The sequence below is a fragment of the Candidatus Eremiobacterota bacterium genome (genome assembly GCA_031082125.1).
GTDB lineage: Bacteria > Vulcanimicrobiota > CADAWZ01 > CADAWZ01 > Ess09-12 > Ess09-12.
Map to the genome: position 1 here is coordinate 13,653 of JAVHLM010000021.1, position 16,123 is coordinate 29,775.

At 58.8% G+C, this 16,123-nt stretch carries 10 protein-coding genes; 2 read left to right on the forward strand and 8 right to left on the reverse strand.

From position 1 onward, the window contains the following. Positions 1–15: 15 nt before the first annotated feature. From RDV48_20710 to RDV48_20745, 8 genes are all read right to left on the reverse strand, one after another. Positions 16–1,986 carry a PQQ-binding-like beta-propeller repeat protein gene (locus RDV48_20710; GenBank protein ID MDQ7825234.1) on the reverse strand — a complete coding sequence of 657 codons (1,971 nt, stop codon included), beginning with the start codon at positions 1,984–1,986 and terminating at the stop codon, positions 16–18. 19 nt (positions 1,987–2,005) lie between these two features. Further along, on the reverse strand, positions 2,006–2,836 hold the full coding sequence (locus RDV48_20715) for an L-2-amino-thiazoline-4-carboxylic acid hydrolase (protein ID MDQ7825235.1): 831 nt from the start codon (positions 2,834–2,836) through the stop codon (positions 2,006–2,008). Positions 2,837–2,902: 66 nt separating this feature from the next. Beyond that, the gene (locus tag RDV48_20720; protein ID MDQ7825236.1) at positions 2,903–3,847 is read right to left on the reverse strand and encodes a TIGR01777 family oxidoreductase; all 945 of its coding nucleotides are present in this window, start codon (positions 3,845–3,847) and stop codon (positions 2,903–2,905) included. Beyond that, a complete protein-coding gene (locus tag RDV48_20725; protein MDQ7825237.1) occupies positions 3,844–5,250 on the reverse strand; it encodes an arylsulfotransferase family protein in 1,407 nt (468 codons plus the stop codon). The genes RDV48_20720 and RDV48_20725 overlap by 4 nt, the downstream gene beginning before the upstream one ends. Before the next feature lie 13 nt (positions 5,251–5,263). Next, positions 5,264–6,301, reverse strand: a complete 1,038-nt coding sequence (locus RDV48_20730; GenBank protein MDQ7825238.1) for a hypothetical protein — start codon at positions 6,299–6,301, stop codon at positions 5,264–5,266. 173 nt (positions 6,302–6,474) lie between these two features. Further along, a complete protein-coding gene (locus RDV48_20735; GenBank protein ID MDQ7825239.1) occupies positions 6,475–10,512 on the reverse strand; it encodes an IPT/TIG domain-containing protein in 4,038 nt (1,345 codons plus the stop codon). A gap of 466 nt (positions 10,513–10,978) precedes the next feature. Next, positions 10,979–11,989, reverse strand: coding sequence for a galactose-1-phosphate uridylyltransferase (gene galT, locus RDV48_20740; protein MDQ7825240.1), 1,011 nt, complete (start codon positions 11,987–11,989; stop codon positions 10,979–10,981). Positions 11,990–11,999: 10 nt separating this feature from the next. After that, positions 12,000–13,082: a DUF3298 and DUF4163 domain-containing protein gene (locus tag RDV48_20745; GenBank protein MDQ7825241.1), complete on the reverse strand. Its 1,083-nt coding sequence runs from the start codon at positions 13,080–13,082 to the stop codon at positions 12,000–12,002. 287 nt (positions 13,083–13,369) lie between these two features. Between RDV48_20745 and RDV48_20750 the strand changes: the two genes are divergently transcribed. Together RDV48_20750 and RDV48_20755 are read left to right on the forward strand one after the other, a co-directional pair. Next, on the forward strand, positions 13,370–13,927 hold the full coding sequence (locus RDV48_20750; protein MDQ7825242.1) for a pyridoxamine 5'-phosphate oxidase family protein: 558 nt from the start codon (positions 13,370–13,372) through the stop codon (positions 13,925–13,927). Continuing rightward, entirely contained in the window at positions 13,924–16,101 is a 2,178-nt protein-coding gene (locus tag RDV48_20755) for a PEP/pyruvate-binding domain-containing protein (protein MDQ7825243.1), read from the forward strand. The genes RDV48_20750 and RDV48_20755 overlap by 4 nt, the downstream gene beginning before the upstream one ends. Positions 16,102–16,123 lie beyond the last annotated feature (22 nt).

Consider the following 16,123-nt stretch of genomic DNA (forward strand, 5'->3'; position numbering starts at 1 on the left):
GGATTCTTCTCCCTCTCATTTCTGGCGGCTCACCGAGTTGGGCGCCGAGATCCCCCTCGTGCCGGAGTCAATACAGTAGAGCTTCCCGTCGTTGCTCCCGCAGTACACAAGCCCGTCGGCCACCGAGGGGCTTGAGCGGACCATATTCTCTGTGAGGAGCTTCCAGATCTCCCGGCCCTCTTCTGTCTCAATGCAGTAGAGGTGCCTGTCGTCGCAGCCGAAGAAGAGGTAGCCTCCGGCGCAGCAGGGGCTGGAGGTCACCTTGCCCCGGGTCCTGAACTCCCAGAGGAGGGAGCCCCGCTGTCCGTCCAGGCAGTAGAGCCTCCCGTCGCGGCTCCCGAAAAACACCCTGGATTCATCGGCGCATGGGCTTGCGTCATTCCACATGGTGATCCACGCGTTGCTGTCCTTGAAGTTCCACAAGGTCGTTCCCGAATCGGGGTTTATACAGCGAAGGCCCGACATCGTGCAGGCCAGATATATCAGTCCCCTGTAGTAGAGGGGGCTGGAGTTCGCAGAGTCCCCGATTTCCTCTTCCCTTATCAGGCTTCCGCTCCGGGAGTCCAGCACGTAAAAGTATTTCTTGTCCCCCAGAAAAAGCCTGCTCCCTTCAATACAGGGAGAGCCGTCCGTCATGGTCCTGGTTTTGTACTTCCACCTGACGGTGCCCTTTTCCGCGTCAAGGCAGTAAAGATGACCATCCTGGGCCGCGGCGTAGAGAAAGCCTTTTCCGGCAAGGGGGCTCGAGTTGACAAATGAACGGGCGTCAAAGCTCCATTTTTTCCTGCCGCTCAGCGCCTCGACGCAGTGGAGCCTGAGATCCTCGCTCCCGCAGTACACAGCCCCCTCAAAAACGCAGGGGCTTGAGATTATCCTTGCGCCGGTGCGGTATTTCCAGGCAAGAGCTCCCGATGAGGCGTCAAGGCAGTAGAGATGACCGTCGAAGCTTCCGAAATAGACGAAGCCTCCCCCGACACCGGGGCTTGACAGGATTGGCCCCCCTGCAGGGAATGCCCATAGCTTTTTCCCCCCGCCCCTTATCTCCCTTGTCTTCAGCATTTTGCTCCTCTTCTGCTCCTGTTTTTCCAGGGTTGCCAGCTGCGGATGTTCATTCATTTCAATGGTGATGAGGGTTTCCTGGAATTCCAGGGGAGAAGGAAAGGCCCAGGAGGGATCAGGCTCCAGTGCTCTCATCACCGCGCCCTTCAGCTCCGGTGTGAGAGAGGGGCTCAATGTCTCAATGGAAGCGACAGAAGTTACAAACCTTCCCAGGGGATCGGGTGATGCCAGGGAGAGGGAATCCTCAGGGTCCACCCCCGTGAGGAGGGTATACATCAGGGCGCCGACGGCCCTCACGTGGGCAGCCTCATTGCCAGTGGCGCCAGTGATCAGTGCAAGGGTGAAGTCCACCAGCACCGGGCTCCCGCCGGAGGTGACAATCACTGTTCCCGGAAGGACAGTGAAATCAAGGAGGCCCGCGAGAAAGCGGTCGCAGTGGTCAAGCACCGTCAGAATTTCGATGGCAAGATGGAGCACCCACTTCTCCGGGAGCCCCTGGGAGCCCTGCTCTTCCAGGAGGGTCTTCAGATCCTTCCCCTCGGTGAGCTCTGTCACCAGGTAATACCTCTGCATCGTGGTGAAATGGTCCGTGATGGCCGGGAGCTTCTCAAGCTTCAGGGCGGTGAGGGCGGCGGCCTCCTTTTCAAAGCGGCTCTCGAGGGTCTCCCCCTTCACGGAGGCTCCCTCCGGGCAGATAAGCTCTTTTACGAAGTGCCCGCGGCCCGTGCTGCTGTTGCGGGCCCGGTAAAGGGCGCCCTTGCTGCCGGCATGGACAAGCTCCGTGATCTCATAGCATGCATTGAGGACAAGTCCGGCAGGAAGAAGCCTTCCCTGCGAGGGAATACCCTTGATGGCGCTTCCGCACCTTGAGCAGAAGCTCGCAAAATCCAGGTTCTCGTTCCCGCAGAACTCGCAGAAAAGGGCCATCTTTACCCCCCTCCCTTCATCACGGTTCCCTTGTCGAGGGCGGGAACCTGAGGTCAAGGCGCGCCATCTCGGTATCCCAATTCTGGGTTACCTCGCGCCCCTTCCTGTACCTGAAGATGCAGCTGGTGTCTCCGAAGCCCAGGCTCTTCTCCCTCTCGAGGCCTGTGCCCAGCGCGATGCTCCTGGGGAAGTCCAGGCAACAGAAGTAGGGCATGACCTCCAGGATGTCGGCCCTCGCGAAGAGCTTGAAAACGGCGCACTCCCTCACGTCATAGCCGAAATCGAAGGTCCTCCAGTCGCCGCGGATGAACATGCAGAGCCAGTTGTCGCCATACCACCTCTCCAGGGTGGAGAAAGCCCAGACATCAAGCTTTTCAAGGTACTCGTCGGAAAAGAAATAGTCACGCTCCCTGTCTTTGTCCTCTTCGGACATTGAGGCGTAATACCCGGTCACAAGATCATACATGATCTTGCCGAAGACCTGGCCCTCAACTGATTTTTTCTTCAGGGGACTGTACAGGGCGAGATACTGGGCCCCCGAGATGAAGTACTTCATGTACAGGTTCTGATCGCCGCCGATGGGAGGGAGCTCCGCCAGCACTTTTTCGAAGCCGCTCCGGGCGCTCTCGAGGCAGTACCCGGCGTCGTCGCTGCCCAGGCAGGAGGTGAGGGGAGCCTTCAGAGACTTCAGCATCACCTCGAACTCGGCGGTGAAGCGGTCTCTGTGGGCGGCATACCAGGGGTCGGTCTCTGAAGCCATGGCACTGAAAGGGCGGGGGAGAAGAAAGCCGCATCCAAGCGCCATCGATGCCCGCAGGAATCCTCTTCTGGTGAGCGCCGTGTCTTTCATGAGACTCCTTTCAGTGAAGAGATAATACCAGTATTATAAGGGAAATGCATGGTCCATTGCAAGAGACTACCGGGCCTTTTTCCCCCCGTGGATGATGGCCTCCAGCGCTCTTTCAATGGCAGGGTACCTGAAAGTGAAGCCGCTCGCCGAGAGCTTTTCGGGGTACACCCTCTGGCTTGCAAGGATTGTCTCTTCGCCCATCTCTCCGAAGACGGCCCGCACGGCCGCCGGCGGCACGCGCATCAGCGAGGGCCTCCCCATGACTTTCCCGAGCTTTGCGGCGAAATCGTGCATGGTCAGGGGCTCCGGAGAGGCAAGGTTGAAGATGCCCTCGTGGCGCTCTCCGGCCATCAGGAAGAGAATCGCCTCCACAAGGTCCTCGCGGTGGATCCAGGCCATCCACTGGCGGCCGCTGCCGACGGGGCCTCCGGCAAAGAGCCTGAAAGGCGTCATCATCTTCTCGAGGACGCCGCCGCCATGATCCAGCACAAGCCCGATCCTTGCCGTCACATGGCGGACCCCGAGGTCCCTGAGCCCGGAAGTGGAGGCTTCCCACCGGGCACAGACATCGGAGAGGAAGCCTGTTCCCCGGCCCGATTCCTCCGTGAGCCTCTCATCGCCGCGGTTCCCGTAGAAGCCCACGGCCGATCCCTGGATGATCACGGAAGGGATGACACCGGCGCTCTTCACGGCATTGACGAGGGCATTCCCGGAAGCCACGCGGCTTTCCTGAATCTCTCTCTTGGCGGCCACATTCCACGGCTTTGCCGCGATGGGGCTCCCCGCGAGGTTGATGAGGGCAGTGCCCGGGGAAATGAGGCTCCCTGGGGGCTTTTTTCCCAGGTCTGACCAGGCGATGAGACGAGAGACTCCATCAGGGCGCGGGGCACCCCCGGCACCTGAGGCCCCGTCCTTCCTTGTCACGGCGAGTACCTCGTGGCCCGCTTCGGCGAGGCGCCTGCAGAGGGGAGCGCCGATAAACCCCGTGCCTCCGGTCACGATCACTCTCATGGATTCCCCCGCCCCAGCTTCTCCATGAGGCTTCCGGAAAGGGAGGGAGAAAGCCTTGTCATGCGGAAAATGGCCGAGCGCTTGGTGCCGTCCATTTCGGGGTTGAAAAAATCCCATACCACCGAACCCTTCCTGGTGACCTCGAAGACCCTCCCCCTGGTGCTCTCGGTGATGAGCATGTTTCCATTCCCGAGCACCTCGACGGATCCCGGGGAAGAGGCGAAATCCTTCGGAGTGCTGTCATCCCTGTATTCATAGACAATCTTTCCCGTGAGGGGGTCAAGCTCCAGGACCCTGCAATACTGCCAGGCTATGCCGCCGTTGTCAACGAAAAGAATATGGTTGTTCGCGAGGAGCACCGGTGAGTGGACCCCCTCAATGCTGTCATTCTGCCAGCGCCACACCACCCTGTTCTTTTCTGGATCAAGAAAGGCAATCGTTTTCATCTGCTTCATGCTTATGAGCAGGTCTCCCTTGCTGCACACCCCCGGCACCTCGCGTTCCACCCTGAAGACCGTGTTGGTATGAAAGATGTCGGCAGGGCTGCCGGGCCGGGGGGGAGAGCGCATCTCCCCCGCCAGGTCAAGATCGCTCTGTGGCACAAAGGTACCCAGGGACTCATAGAGGGAGAGCCTCTTTCTCAATGTTCCCCAGGGGGAGAGGTGGATGATGGAGTCGTTCAGGATCGATATCTTTCTCCCCTTGTGGTCCACAGGGAGCCGCTCCCAGGAGAGCGTGTAGATGTCGCCGTCTCCGGCGGCTGAAATCCAGTGATGGCAACGTGTTTCATAGCTCCATATAGGTCGTGATCCCCAGTCCAGCTTGCCGATGAGGAAGCCCACCTCGAGGAACAGAAGGTTCCCGTCAGGATCAACGGCGACGTTCTGCCATGGCCTGAGGGAATTGGTGCGCCAGGTATGCAGGCGCTTCCCCTCCATATCCATCAGGTAGGCCTCGCTTGTGGTGTTTGAGGCATAAAGATTGAGGCCCCCGGCGCAGGCGCCTCTGCGGAAGGCTACGACGCCCCGCTTGTTCAGGTCTTTTTTTGCTGAAGGCGCCCTGGTAAGGTAGGGGAGCGTCATGAGGCGGCTCTCATCATCGTCCTGAGGCTCGGAGGATGAGGCCGGTGCAGCCGTTGCCTCAGGTGACCGGCGAACATCCGGCGGCCCTGTGGCCCGTGCCGTCATCGCTGCCGCAGGAATTCCTGTTGGAAGGGGCTTTGCCATAGGCTCTGCAGGGCTTTTCCAGGGAGGCTCCCTTCTTTCCCCGTGAAACAGCCCTCCCGGCAGGCGCAGGGCTCCCGGGTCTCCCCCCGTGAGCAGGTAGGCGCCTGTAACCAGGCAGAACAGTATGAAGACCCAGAAGAGCACTTTCGCGGAGCCCTGCTGGAACATCGAGGCCATTGTTCTCTCTCCCTTATTCCTCAATGGTAATGCTCTCTCCCATGGAGATTCTGCTTATCCACTGAGGGTATTTGTAAAGCTGCTGCAGCACTTCGACCCTGGCGCAGTGGCAGAGCCAGAATTCAATGTCCGGCGCGATCTGCTTCGCGAGCTTGATGGCGGGATGGCGCTCCTCGTAGCCGCCGCAGAAGAGGTAAACAGGCTTCCCGGTTTTCGTCTGGGCAATATTAACGGCATCGTAGAGTAATGAGTGAAGGCAGGTGGTAAAGAGGGCATTCCCCTCTTTCGTGCGGACCACCAGGGTGTTTTCATATTCGGGGTAGTCCCTGTAAGCGCTCGTGGAGACCTGACCGTTCACCACGGCGATTGTCGGCTTGGCCACCCTGAACTGCCGGGTGATGACGGCAAGGTGCCTGGTGAGAGGTGTGTACCCGGTCTTCATCACGAGGGGGTATTTTGCATAGACTGTCCTTATCGTCTGGAACATGGGTGCCCCGGCCTGGTCAAAATCAAAGCAGAGGAATCCCCTCTTCATGTCCTCGGTGATGAGGACCGGCACCGAGGGGCAGTGCTTCTGGTAATACTCCAGGCCCCCGCTGTAGTTGGTCCAGTGGTTGTGCGTGATGATGATGAGATCGGGAGGGCCCGGGAAGTCAAGGGAAGAGGCATGGCTTTTTTCAAAGAGCTCCACGTTGTGCCGCCAGTATTTCGGCCTTGCGCCCATGTCCACGGCAATCTTCAGGATCCCCCGCGAGAGCTTTCCCAGGAGCTTTCCCTTTTCACCCGGGGGGAGGGGGAGTTTTTCAATCATCCTGTAAAGCGGATCGCCGGAGGAGACCCGCTCTTTAATCAGGAGGATGTTCCCTGCGCCGTTGTCGCGTTCATACTTCAGGCCGCCGTGGGAGACGGGCGACTGTGCCATATCCGCGATGATGGTGTAGGTGGCGAGGAGGCCTGCCTTCCGGGCCGGGGGAGAGGGTTTTTCCCTGCCTGCGGAAGGTCCCGCTGAGAGGAGCAAGACAAGGAGGGAAAAAAGAAAAAAACTTCTCACGACGCTCCTTTTCCGTGAACCCTCAGGCCTCTCTTTCAGGTCTTTCCACAGGCCTTTCCATTTTCCTCTGCCTTCCCCGCCTGCGGCCTGGGAAGATCCGCGGAGCCCTGCCAATAATGAGAAACGCCAGCTAGAAGGGCCGGCGTTTACGCGGGGACATCTCCGCTATGAGGCTATTTCCCGTCAATGGTCACTGAGCCCACCTGCACGGGGAGGTTGCTGTAGTTCACGATCTCTCCCCTGGGACCCTGGCCGGTAATCCTGGTGATAATGACTGTCGCCGTCTTCGGGGAGCTTGCGGTGCTCCCCCCGCCGGAATACAGGTCATAGTGGTCGATGTGGTAGCCGAAAGCACCGCCTCCCGCCGAGCAGCCTGAGAGGTTCCACGCAAGAATTCCTGCAACCATCAGCATCATCAGGCCCCTGCGGGTGCTCTTCGGAATGGAGAGGATCAGCATCAGTGCAAGCAAAGGAGAGCCTGCCTTGAAGAGCGTTGCGAGGCCGCCCCCCTTTGAAGGAGAGCCTGCCGCGATGCCTGAGCTCACCATGCTCAGGCTGATGGTGGCGACCTCGCCGGGTTGGAGGGTGAGCGGCGTGGGGAAGGTAAAAGTCACCGCGGGTCCATTAATCGTTGCCGTGACGATGACCGTTCCCGCTGAGGCCGTGGCCGTAAGGGTACCGCTTGCGAAGAAGGTGTGGTCCGATATCTGGATGGTCACCTCGTTAAGGGTCTGCATTTCCTTGCTCGTGTTGCCCACCTGGAAAGAGCCCACGTTGGCCACTCCACCCGAGAACGACACTGCTCCCGGCGAGGAGGAGATAACAGAAGCGCTTATCTGGTTCACCGAGAAGGGGTTGGTTGCCTGTGTTGAAGCTATGCCGTTCCCCGTGGTAACCACAATAGCACCGGTGATGGAGTCGCTGACAATGGCGGTGATGGTGTTGTCGTCAATGACTGTGAAGGAGGTGACGGGCATGTCGCCTATTGTGACATTGACGGCCCCTGTGAAGTTGGTGCCGGAGATGGTCACGACCGTGCCGTTCCCTCCGCTCTGGGGCGTGAAGGAGGTGATGGCAGGGAGGCCCGTCACGGAAAACGTAGAAGCCGTGACGGCCGTGCCGTTTGAGCACTGGACGGTGATGGCGCCGTTTGCAGCGCCGAAGGGCACGGTGACAACGATGGCTCCGTCATTGAGGACGGTGAACGATGTCGATGCCACGCCGCCGAAAGACACTGCCGTGGCTCCGGTGAAGTTGGTGCCCGTGATGGTGAGGGAGGTTCCGGGGGTGCCTGAAGCCACCGAGACGGTGCTTATCACGGGAGCGGTGGTGCTTACCGTGCCGCCGCCGCCACCACCGCCGCCACCACCGGCGCCACCACCGGCGCCACCGCCCGAGGGAGGAAGAGAGGCAAGCGAGAAGGTTGCGCCGGATGTGGCGGTGCCGCCGGGGGTGGTCACGGAGATCTTTCCATCAGTGGCGCCGCTGGGTACTACCGCGGTGATGGTGCTGTCATCGTCAACAGAGAACGAGGTGGATTCAGTGCCGCCGAACTTGACGCTCGTGGCGCCCGTTAAACTGCTGCCGGAGATGGTGACTTTATCGGCTGCCGCGGCGCTTGCCGGAGTGAACTTGGTGATGACGGGCGCGGGCACCGTGAAGTCGTCAGCCGAAATGCCTGTGCCTGCGAGGGTCGTCACTGAGACGAGGGCAGTCGTGGTGCCCGCCGGAACTGTGGCGGTGATGGTGTTTCCACTGATGACAGCAAAAGACTTGGCCTCAAGGGCGCCGAATTTGACGCTTGTGGCGCCTGTCAGGTCGGTGCCGTTGATGGTCACCAGGGTTCCCGGCACGCCGCTCGAGGGAGTCAGCTTGGTGACGGTGGGAGCCCCGATGACGGTAAAGTCATCGGCGGAGGTGCCGGTGCCTGCCGCTGTGGTGACGGAAACCTTGCCGGTTCCGGCGCCGTCGGGCACCTTGGCGGTGATGGTGCTGTTGTCCACGACGGTCATTGCAGCTGCCGCCGAGACGCCGTTGAACTTTACGTTGGTGGCGTCGGTGAAGTTGCTGCCGGTGATGGTCACCGTGGCCCCCACGATACCGCTTCCCGGGGACAGGCCTGTAATCACCGGCGCAGGCACGGTAAAGCTGTCAGCCGAGGTGCCGGTGCCTTCAGGCGTTATCACCGATATGGCGCTGGTGACGGCGCCGTCGGGCACAGCTGTGGTGATCTTGGTGGCGTCCACGACGGTGAAGCTGCCGGCCTCCACGGCGCCGAATTTCACCTTGGTGGCGCCGGTGAACCTGGTGCCGGTGATGGTGACGGCCGCCCCCCGCACGCCGCTGGTGGGAGTGAAGCTGGTGATGGTCGGTGCCCCTTCGATGCTGAAGTTGTCAGCCGAGGTGCCGGTGCCGCCCGGTGTGGTCACGGAGATTGTGCCGCTCCCCGCGCCGCCGGGAATCGTGGCCGAGATGGTGCTGTCATTGAGCACGGCGAATGTCGCGCTGGTGCCGTTGAATTTCACGGAGGTGGCGCTGGTGAAATTGGTGCCCTCGATGGCAACGACGTCGCCTGGAGCGCCGCTCGCGGGGGTGAATTTCGTGATCGTCGGCGCGGGAATGACGGTGAAGGACTTGCTGCCTGATCCTTTCGAGTTGGTCACCACCACGTCTCCCGTTGTGGCGCCGCTGGGTACCGTCGTCGTGATGGAGGTGTCGCTTGTCACGGTGAAGGTGCTCGCGGTGCCGTTGAAGGTGACGGAGGTCGTGCCGGTGAAGCCCGAGCCCGCGATGGTGACGGCAGCGCCCACCTTGCCTGATGAGGGATCGAGCCCCGTGATGTTGGGAGCCACAAGCTCTGCAATGGTCACAGATGCGGTGGCGGGGTTATTGTCGTTCGTATCCGCGGTCTTGTCTATCTGCACGGCGGGATCGGAAAGGATGGCTGACAAGCTTGCGCTCGTGGTATAGGTCCCCGTGGTGGAAGGCGCTGTGACATTGAAGGTGAGGGTCCTGCTTGTTCCCGTGGGAATGGTGAAGGGCCCCGTATAGGTGAGGTTCTGTCCGCTCAGCGCCGGGTCGCCGATGGCGGAGCCGTTATACTGGGAAGTGCCCGGAGCGTAACCGAAGCCGCTGCTGAGGGCAGCGGCGAGGGAGCTCAGCGTGGCCGCCTGGCTGCCCGAGTTGGTGATGGTCACCGTATAGGTCACGGTCCCGCCGGGCTCCAGCGATGTGGGACTTGCTGACACGGTGAGGGCCAGGTAGTTCACCACTGCGGGAACCGGCGGAAGGGTCACGAAATTTCCCGTGGAGGTGTGCTTTATCTGGGTGCCGCTGCTGATGTGGGCTATGGGATAGATGGGAGTCTCGCTGGAAGTGGTGCTCGTGGCCCTGAAGGTGTAGACCGCGCGGTAGGTGGTATTGGAAGTATTGGGAACGGTTATTGCAAGCGTATCGGTGTAGGTTCCCGTATTGCCTCCCGAGAGGGTGATGGTCGAGCCGGTCATCTTGAAAGCCGTGGCGTTCCATCCCGTTTTTGCGGCAGGTGTGAAGACCAACAGCTTTGAGCTTCCGATGGTGCCACTCTCCCCGTCTATGGTGAGAGTGATGGGCTGGCTCAGCTCGGGGGGGCTGAAGGTGACCGTTCCACCGGTCACCTTGTTGGCATTCGCCGCAATCACGTCAGAGACGGTGTTCAGGGTAAAGGTGCCTGCCTGCAGCTCAACGCCGCCTTTATCGGGGTTGCCACTGTAAAGCTTTATCTGATGAGTCTGCGCTGTGGAAGTTGTGGTGGCTGCCTTGAGGAAGAAGAATGCCGTCTTGGTTTCGCCGTTGCTTATGGCGCCTATCTGGTACTTGTTCGGGGCATTGTCGGAAAGCCCCACGTTGCCGGTGAAGCTTCCAATGGTGACCCACATGTCGGCGTAGTCTGACGAGCTTGTCACCTGGTATGAGGCATAGCCCGAGACAAGCCCATCGGCTGCATCTATGTAATAGTCCGATGAGGAGGTGCGGGTTATTGTTGAGGCATAGGCAGGTGAGGGCCCTGCGGTGACGGCTGACCCTGCCAAGGCAAGAATGATCAGCAGGAGTGCCGCAGCTCTGTGCCATCGGTAAGCATTCAGGCTGACCGGCGCCCCTCTTCTATCCTTCAGCCTTGTGGCGCTTTCTGCCGTCCTGGTGCTCCTGATCCCTTGGGTCCTCATTACCATGCTCCCTCCTCCTGCCTCTGTCATTGTCTATGGTGCAAGTGCTTCTGCAGTATGAAAAAACTCCAGTCCCGCTCTGGTTTTGGTTCGGGGAAATTGATGCGAGTAAAAATTTCCCATAAAAATTCAACGCTAATTAAGACTTATTCTCATTATACTATATTTTGCCTACAGCATACAATACCAAAATTGAGTAAATAATGGCCAATTTAACAAAGAGAGGTCATAGGATAAAAGTAAAAAAAGGCTTAAATACTATTGATATCTCATTAATTTTGTAGTATTAAAGTGTTATTTAAATATAGGATATACTATATAGGGTATTGTGCTTCAATGAAGGGTAAGTTTCAATGTATAGTGCGATATTGGAGAATTGAGGCAATAATCACCGAAATAGTGAGACAGCCTGCTGCTTTTCAAAGCAAGGGCTGACCTGCAGCAATGCGCTCTCCTGTGGGGGAAGCGGCTTTCAATGAGAGGGAAGGGCGACGTCCCGCAGGAACCTGGCGCATTCCTCGGGCAGTGAGGTGTTGATGAACATCCCCGACCCCATTTCAAATCCCGCGGGTCTTGAAATCCTTGGGACGATGGCGATATACCAGTGAAAGTACTCATCCTCTTTCTCCGCCAGGGGCGAGGAGCGGATGCAATAGTTGTAATCAGGGTCCCCGACGCCGTAATAGAACCTGGCAAGTATGTCCTTCAGGATGGCCGCAAGTCCCTTGATTTCTTCCTTTGCTATCTGCCCGAAAGAGGAGCGGTGCTTTTTGGGAAGTATCCAGGTGTGAAAGGGGGAGAATGAGGCATAGGGCTCAATGGTCACAAAATGGGCGTTTTCCGCCACGATCCTCTTCTTCGCCTTGAGTTCCTCGGCTGCCATTCTGCAGAACACGCACTCCCCGTTTTTACCGTGGTATTCGCGGGCGCTTCTGAGGCGCCCCATGACCTGGGTGGGCACAATTGGTGTCGCCACAATCTGGGAATGAGGGTGCTCAAGTGACGTTCCCGCCCCTTCCCCGTGGTTCTTGAAGATGATGATATGGGCAAGCCTCGGGTCCCTTGAAAGATCAAGGTACCGTGCCTTATACATTTCAATGATTTTCTCCAGATGGGAGGTGCGGTAATGGGCCGTCGTGAGATTGTGCACCGGTGACTCAATGATGACCTCATGGGCTCCCACGCCGTTCATGGTGTGATAGACGCCCTTGTCGATTGTTTCGGGCTCACCGGTGAAGGAGAGGGCGGGAAACTTGTTGGGCACCGATCTCACAAGCCAGTTCCCTTCGTGATCCTTTATTGAGGCGATATCCTTGCAGGTCTGTTCGGCTTCTGCTCCCGTGCAGAAAGGGCAGGTGGCAAGGAAGGGGGGGCAGTGCCTTTCCTCCTTATTCCCCTTGATAAACTCGTGGGGCCGCCTTGCCCGCTCGGTGGCGATAATGACCCAGTCGTTCGTGGCAATGTTCAGCCGCAGTTCCGGCATATTTCCCCCATTACCGCTTTCTGATGTCCAGCTTGATATCGTCTATGATGATCATGTCGTCATCCACTACAATTTCAGGTGCCGTCCCGTCGTCAATGGGCTTTTTCTCATCCTTCCTGGCGTAGTTCTCCAGGACGCTCTCGGGATCAATGATTTCGGCAAGGGCTTCGTAGGGTATGGTGACCTCGCCGTAGCCCGCGGCATGGCAGTAGTAGAAGTCCATGACAATGCCCTTGTCGGTGAGGGCGAAGAGATCGAATTTTCCCTCTTCCGGAGCGGCCACTTCCCTGATGAGCGATTCATCTATCTTCGCATCGTCAGGCCTGTCTTCGTTCTGCTTGATGAGATCCTTGATGCAGTAATCGGAGACTGTCCTGAGGATGAGTTTTTCCCTTTCACGGCGGGCCTGCATATTGTCCCTGAAGAGAAAGGACCGGTCAATCTCGTCATCGGGAAGGCTGAAGAGATCATGAAAGGTGAGGGAGCTCCCTGTTTTCGCATCGAAGTTGAAAGTAATGAGCTCATGGTTGGGATGGGCGCAGCCTGCCAGATAGGATGAGCACCCTTCAGTGAAGCTGATGAAGCGGTCATTGTTGGCGCTGGTGTTGAAGCCTCCCTCGATGGAGCTTCCAAAGCCCTCCCGGGGCCCGTTCTCTTTCACGGCTTCCTCGAAGTCGGAGATCTGCTTCTTCACGAAGGATTCAAGTGTTTTATTAATGGCCTTCTGCGACTCTTCGCTGAGTCCCCCCGAGACCTGGGGATATTCTATGGCAATGGTGCAGTCCTTTTCCTCTTTGGAGATGGGTGCTTTTGTTATCTGTGTCTTGGGCGCGGGCGGTGTATCCTGTGCTGGTGCCGCCTGACTGTCCTGGGCTGCCTGTGCCTGCGCAGCCTGCGCGGGAGCATCAGCCGGCGGGACATCCTTCATCTTTATTATGCTCACTATATCGTCTTTCGCCTGGCCGCGGTCCTCTGCTCCCGTGAGGGAGACCGAATCTGCCGCTGAAAGCCCGCTCTCGCTGGCGGAGAGATTCTGAAGGGATCTCATAAGGGTGGGGAAGGGGGTGACCCTTGTTGTGCTCATGATATTCATAAGTTTTCTCCTCTCCGGTGTTCCCGTGACACTTTCCTGCGTTCATTATAGTACATGCAGTACCTTGAAAGAAAGTGCCGTGAGATGACCGGCAGAATGGAGGGGGCACCATGCAAAAAAGTGCGGCCAAAAGTTTTGCATCCCGCGTTCACCTTGCCGCCCCGCCCCTGATGATGAGATGACCCTCGTGGACGCATTTTAAATGGTGGGCCGGGCATCCTGGCCTTGCAAAGGATCTGGCTCATGGAAAGTGAATCATAAAGTGATACCAGTTGGAGGTGGATGCCATGGAACAATCCGAAAAAGGACCAGGAGAAAAGACCGGGGCAAAGGCCGGAGCGAAGTCCGGGGCAATGGCCGGGGAAAAAGCCGGGAAAAAGCCCGGGGTAAAAGCGACAAAAAAAGCCGGCATTGAAGATCGCCTGAGGGACCTCTTTTCAAAGCAGAAGCTGGCGGTGCTCTCCACCAGCGAGGAGGGCCATCCTTTCACAAACCTTGTGGGTTTCACCGCTTCTGGTGATCTCAGGCACATCTTCTTCTCCACCAACAGGGCAACGAGGAAATACGAGAACATCAGCAAGGACCCCCGTGTCTCGCTCCTCATTGACAGCAGAGCCAACAGGGAATCCGATTTTCACCGCGCCATGGCCGTGACCATAATGGGGACTGCAGCAGAAATCCCCTATGACAAGCGCCCCGTGGCGGAGGAGGCAATGATCTCCCGTCTCCCCCACCTGAGAGACTTCGTGCTCTCGCCCACTACCGCAGTCATCGAGGTGACAGTCCACAGCTACTGCGTGGTGACGGAATTCCAGAACGTCCATATCATTGAGATGCCGCAATGAAAACCATCATAACCCTTAAGGAGGCCCTTGGGGCCAAAGCCTCAATGGTGGGAGGCAAGGCATCGGCCCTTGCGCGCCTTGATGAGGCCGGTGTGGTGGTACCGAGGACCCTTTGCATCACCGTGAGAGCCTATGAGCGTTTTCTCAAGGCTACAGGCCTCAGGGAGCTCATCCTTATGGAGCTTGCCAGGAAGAGCTTTGACGAGATGAGGTGGGAGGAGATCTGGGATGCTTCACTCCGCATAAGAAACTACTTTGCGAGGGAGCCGCTGGGGGCGGCGCTCGAGAGGGAGCTTTCCGAAACAATCGGGGAGGCCTTCGGCGATGCTCTGCTGGCCATACGCTCATCGGCGCCAGAGGAGGATTCGAAAGCCAGGTCCTTTGCGGGGCTCCATGAATCCTTTATCGGCGTGAAGGGTGCTGTTGCCGCGATTGAGCATATCCGCCTTGTCTGGGCCTCCCTCTGGTCCGATGCCGCCCTCCTCTACCGGAGGGAGTTCGGCCTCGACATAGAGCGGAGCGCCATGGCCGTCGTGGTCCAGGAGCTTGTCGAGGGTGAAAAATCAGGGGTGGCTTTCAGCGAGAACCCTCTCGAAGGCGCCCAGGCGGTCATCGAGGCAGTAAGGGGCCTCAACGAGGCTCTTGTGGACGGCGGGACCGAGCCGGATCGATGGATTCTCAGTAAAAAGGAAGGAGAGGTTCTCTCCTATATCCCGGCTGCCCGGGGGGAATTGGCTGAGGCGGAAGGCATCGCCGGGAAACAGGCCGGCAGCACCGCAGAGGCCGGGGGCACCACCGAGCCGCCGGGCCCCGTGCTGTCGCCGGGGGAGGTCCGCCGCGTCTTCAGCCTCTGCCGCAACAATGCCCGGATTTTTCAGAAGGAGCAGGATGTGGAGTGGACCCTCAAAGGCCCTTCTCTTGTCTGCCTCCAGTCAAGGCCCATCACGGCAGCGCCGCAGGCGGAGGGCGACGACAAGAGGCCCTGGTACCTGTCCCTGAAGAGAAGCTTTGAAAACCTGAAGAGGCTCCGCTGGATCATTGAGGAGCATATCCTTCCCTCGATGTCCGGTGATGCTGACGCTCTTGCCGGGGTCATACTCCTGTCCCATGATGACGGGACGCTGGCCGATGAGCTTGACAGGCGCCAGGCGCTGCTGGAGAAGTGGACCGCCACCTACTGGGACGAGCTGATACCTTTCGCTCATGGGATGAGGCTTTTCGGGCAGTTTTACAATGACAGGGTGAAGCCCGGCGATGCCCATGAGTTCATGGCCCTCCTGACAGACACGACCCTTATCAGCACGGACCGCAACAGGGAGCTTATGGAGATGGCCCGCCTCGTGAGGGAGAGCGGAAGGGAGGCAGCCCTGGAAAGCCTCGACAGGATAGAAGGATTAAGTGAGCGCTTTGAGGCCTTCCTCGGGCGGTTCAGCTTCCTCTTCTGCAAGACTCCCTGGTGCAGCGAGGGGCGTCAGGAAGTCTGGGAGTTAATCACAAGGCTTGCCAGCTCACCCCTGAAAGAGAAAGCCCGCCACCCTGACGGTGCCGGGAGAGAGGCACTGGAACAGAGGTTTCTCGAAGCTCTTCACGGCGATGAGAAGACCTTTGCCCTTGAGCTCCTCGATCTTGCCAGGGCCAGTTACCGCCTGAGGGATGATGACAACCTTTACCTTGAAAGAATAAGCTATGAGCTTGATCGTGCCCTTCAAGAGGGGAGAAGGCGTCTCGGAGCAGCGGGAGATTATGAGCCGCTCGAGATTGCCGCCGCCCTCAGGGGGGCTCCCCTTCCGGAAAAATCCTCACCGGGAGTTCCTGAAAAGGAGCCCAAGCCTGTAATGATAGCGCGCCAGCTCGTGGGCCAGCCTGCAGGCCCCGGCCTTGGAAGAGGCCGGGCCCGGGTCATCCACGGGCGGCCCGATCTCTCGAGCTTCCAGAGCGGCGAAGTACTTGTCTGCGATGCCCTGGACCCCTCGCTTACCATCATCATCCCCCTGGCAGCGGCCATCGTGGAGCGCCGCGGGGGAATGCTCATCCACGGCGCCATCATAGCCCGTGAATACGGCATACCCTGCGTGACCGGAGTTCCTGGAGCCACGGAAGCGATCTCGACAGGCGATGACGTCACGGTAGACGGCCACTTAGGCATAGTAATAATCAACAGGGCACATTCTTAAATAGTGCGTTGGAATATCCATC

Excerpts from the sequence above, each read along its gene's own strand:
- RDV48_20715 (MDQ7825235.1), bottom strand. The coding sequence starts at position 2,836 with ATGAAAGACACGGCGCTCACCAGAAGAGGATTCCTGCGGGCATCGATG.
- RDV48_20725 (MDQ7825237.1), bottom strand. The coding sequence starts at position 5,250 with ATGGCCTCGATGTTCCAGCAGGGCTCCGCGAAAGTGCTCTTCTGGGTC.
- RDV48_20750 (MDQ7825242.1), top strand. The coding sequence starts at position 13,370 with ATGGAACAATCCGAAAAAGGACCAGGAGAAAAGACCGGGGCAAAGGCC.
- RDV48_20710 (MDQ7825234.1), bottom strand. The coding sequence starts at position 1,986 with ATGGCCCTTTTCTGCGAGTTCTGCGGGAACGAGAACCTGGATTTTGCG.
- RDV48_20720 (MDQ7825236.1), bottom strand. The coding sequence starts at position 3,847 with ATGAGAGTGATCGTGACCGGAGGCACGGGGTTTATCGGCGCTCCCCTC.
- galT (MDQ7825240.1), bottom strand. The coding sequence starts at position 11,989 with ATGCCGGAACTGCGGCTGAACATTGCCACGAACGACTGGGTCATTATC.
- RDV48_20755 (MDQ7825243.1), top strand. The coding sequence starts at position 13,924 with ATGAAAACCATCATAACCCTTAAGGAGGCCCTTGGGGCCAAAGCCTCA.
- RDV48_20735 (MDQ7825239.1), bottom strand. The coding sequence starts at position 10,512 with ATGGTAATGAGGACCCAAGGGATCAGGAGCACCAGGACGGCAGAAAGC.
- RDV48_20745 (MDQ7825241.1), bottom strand. The coding sequence starts at position 13,082 with ATGAATATCATGAGCACAACAAGGGTCACCCCCTTCCCCACCCTTATG.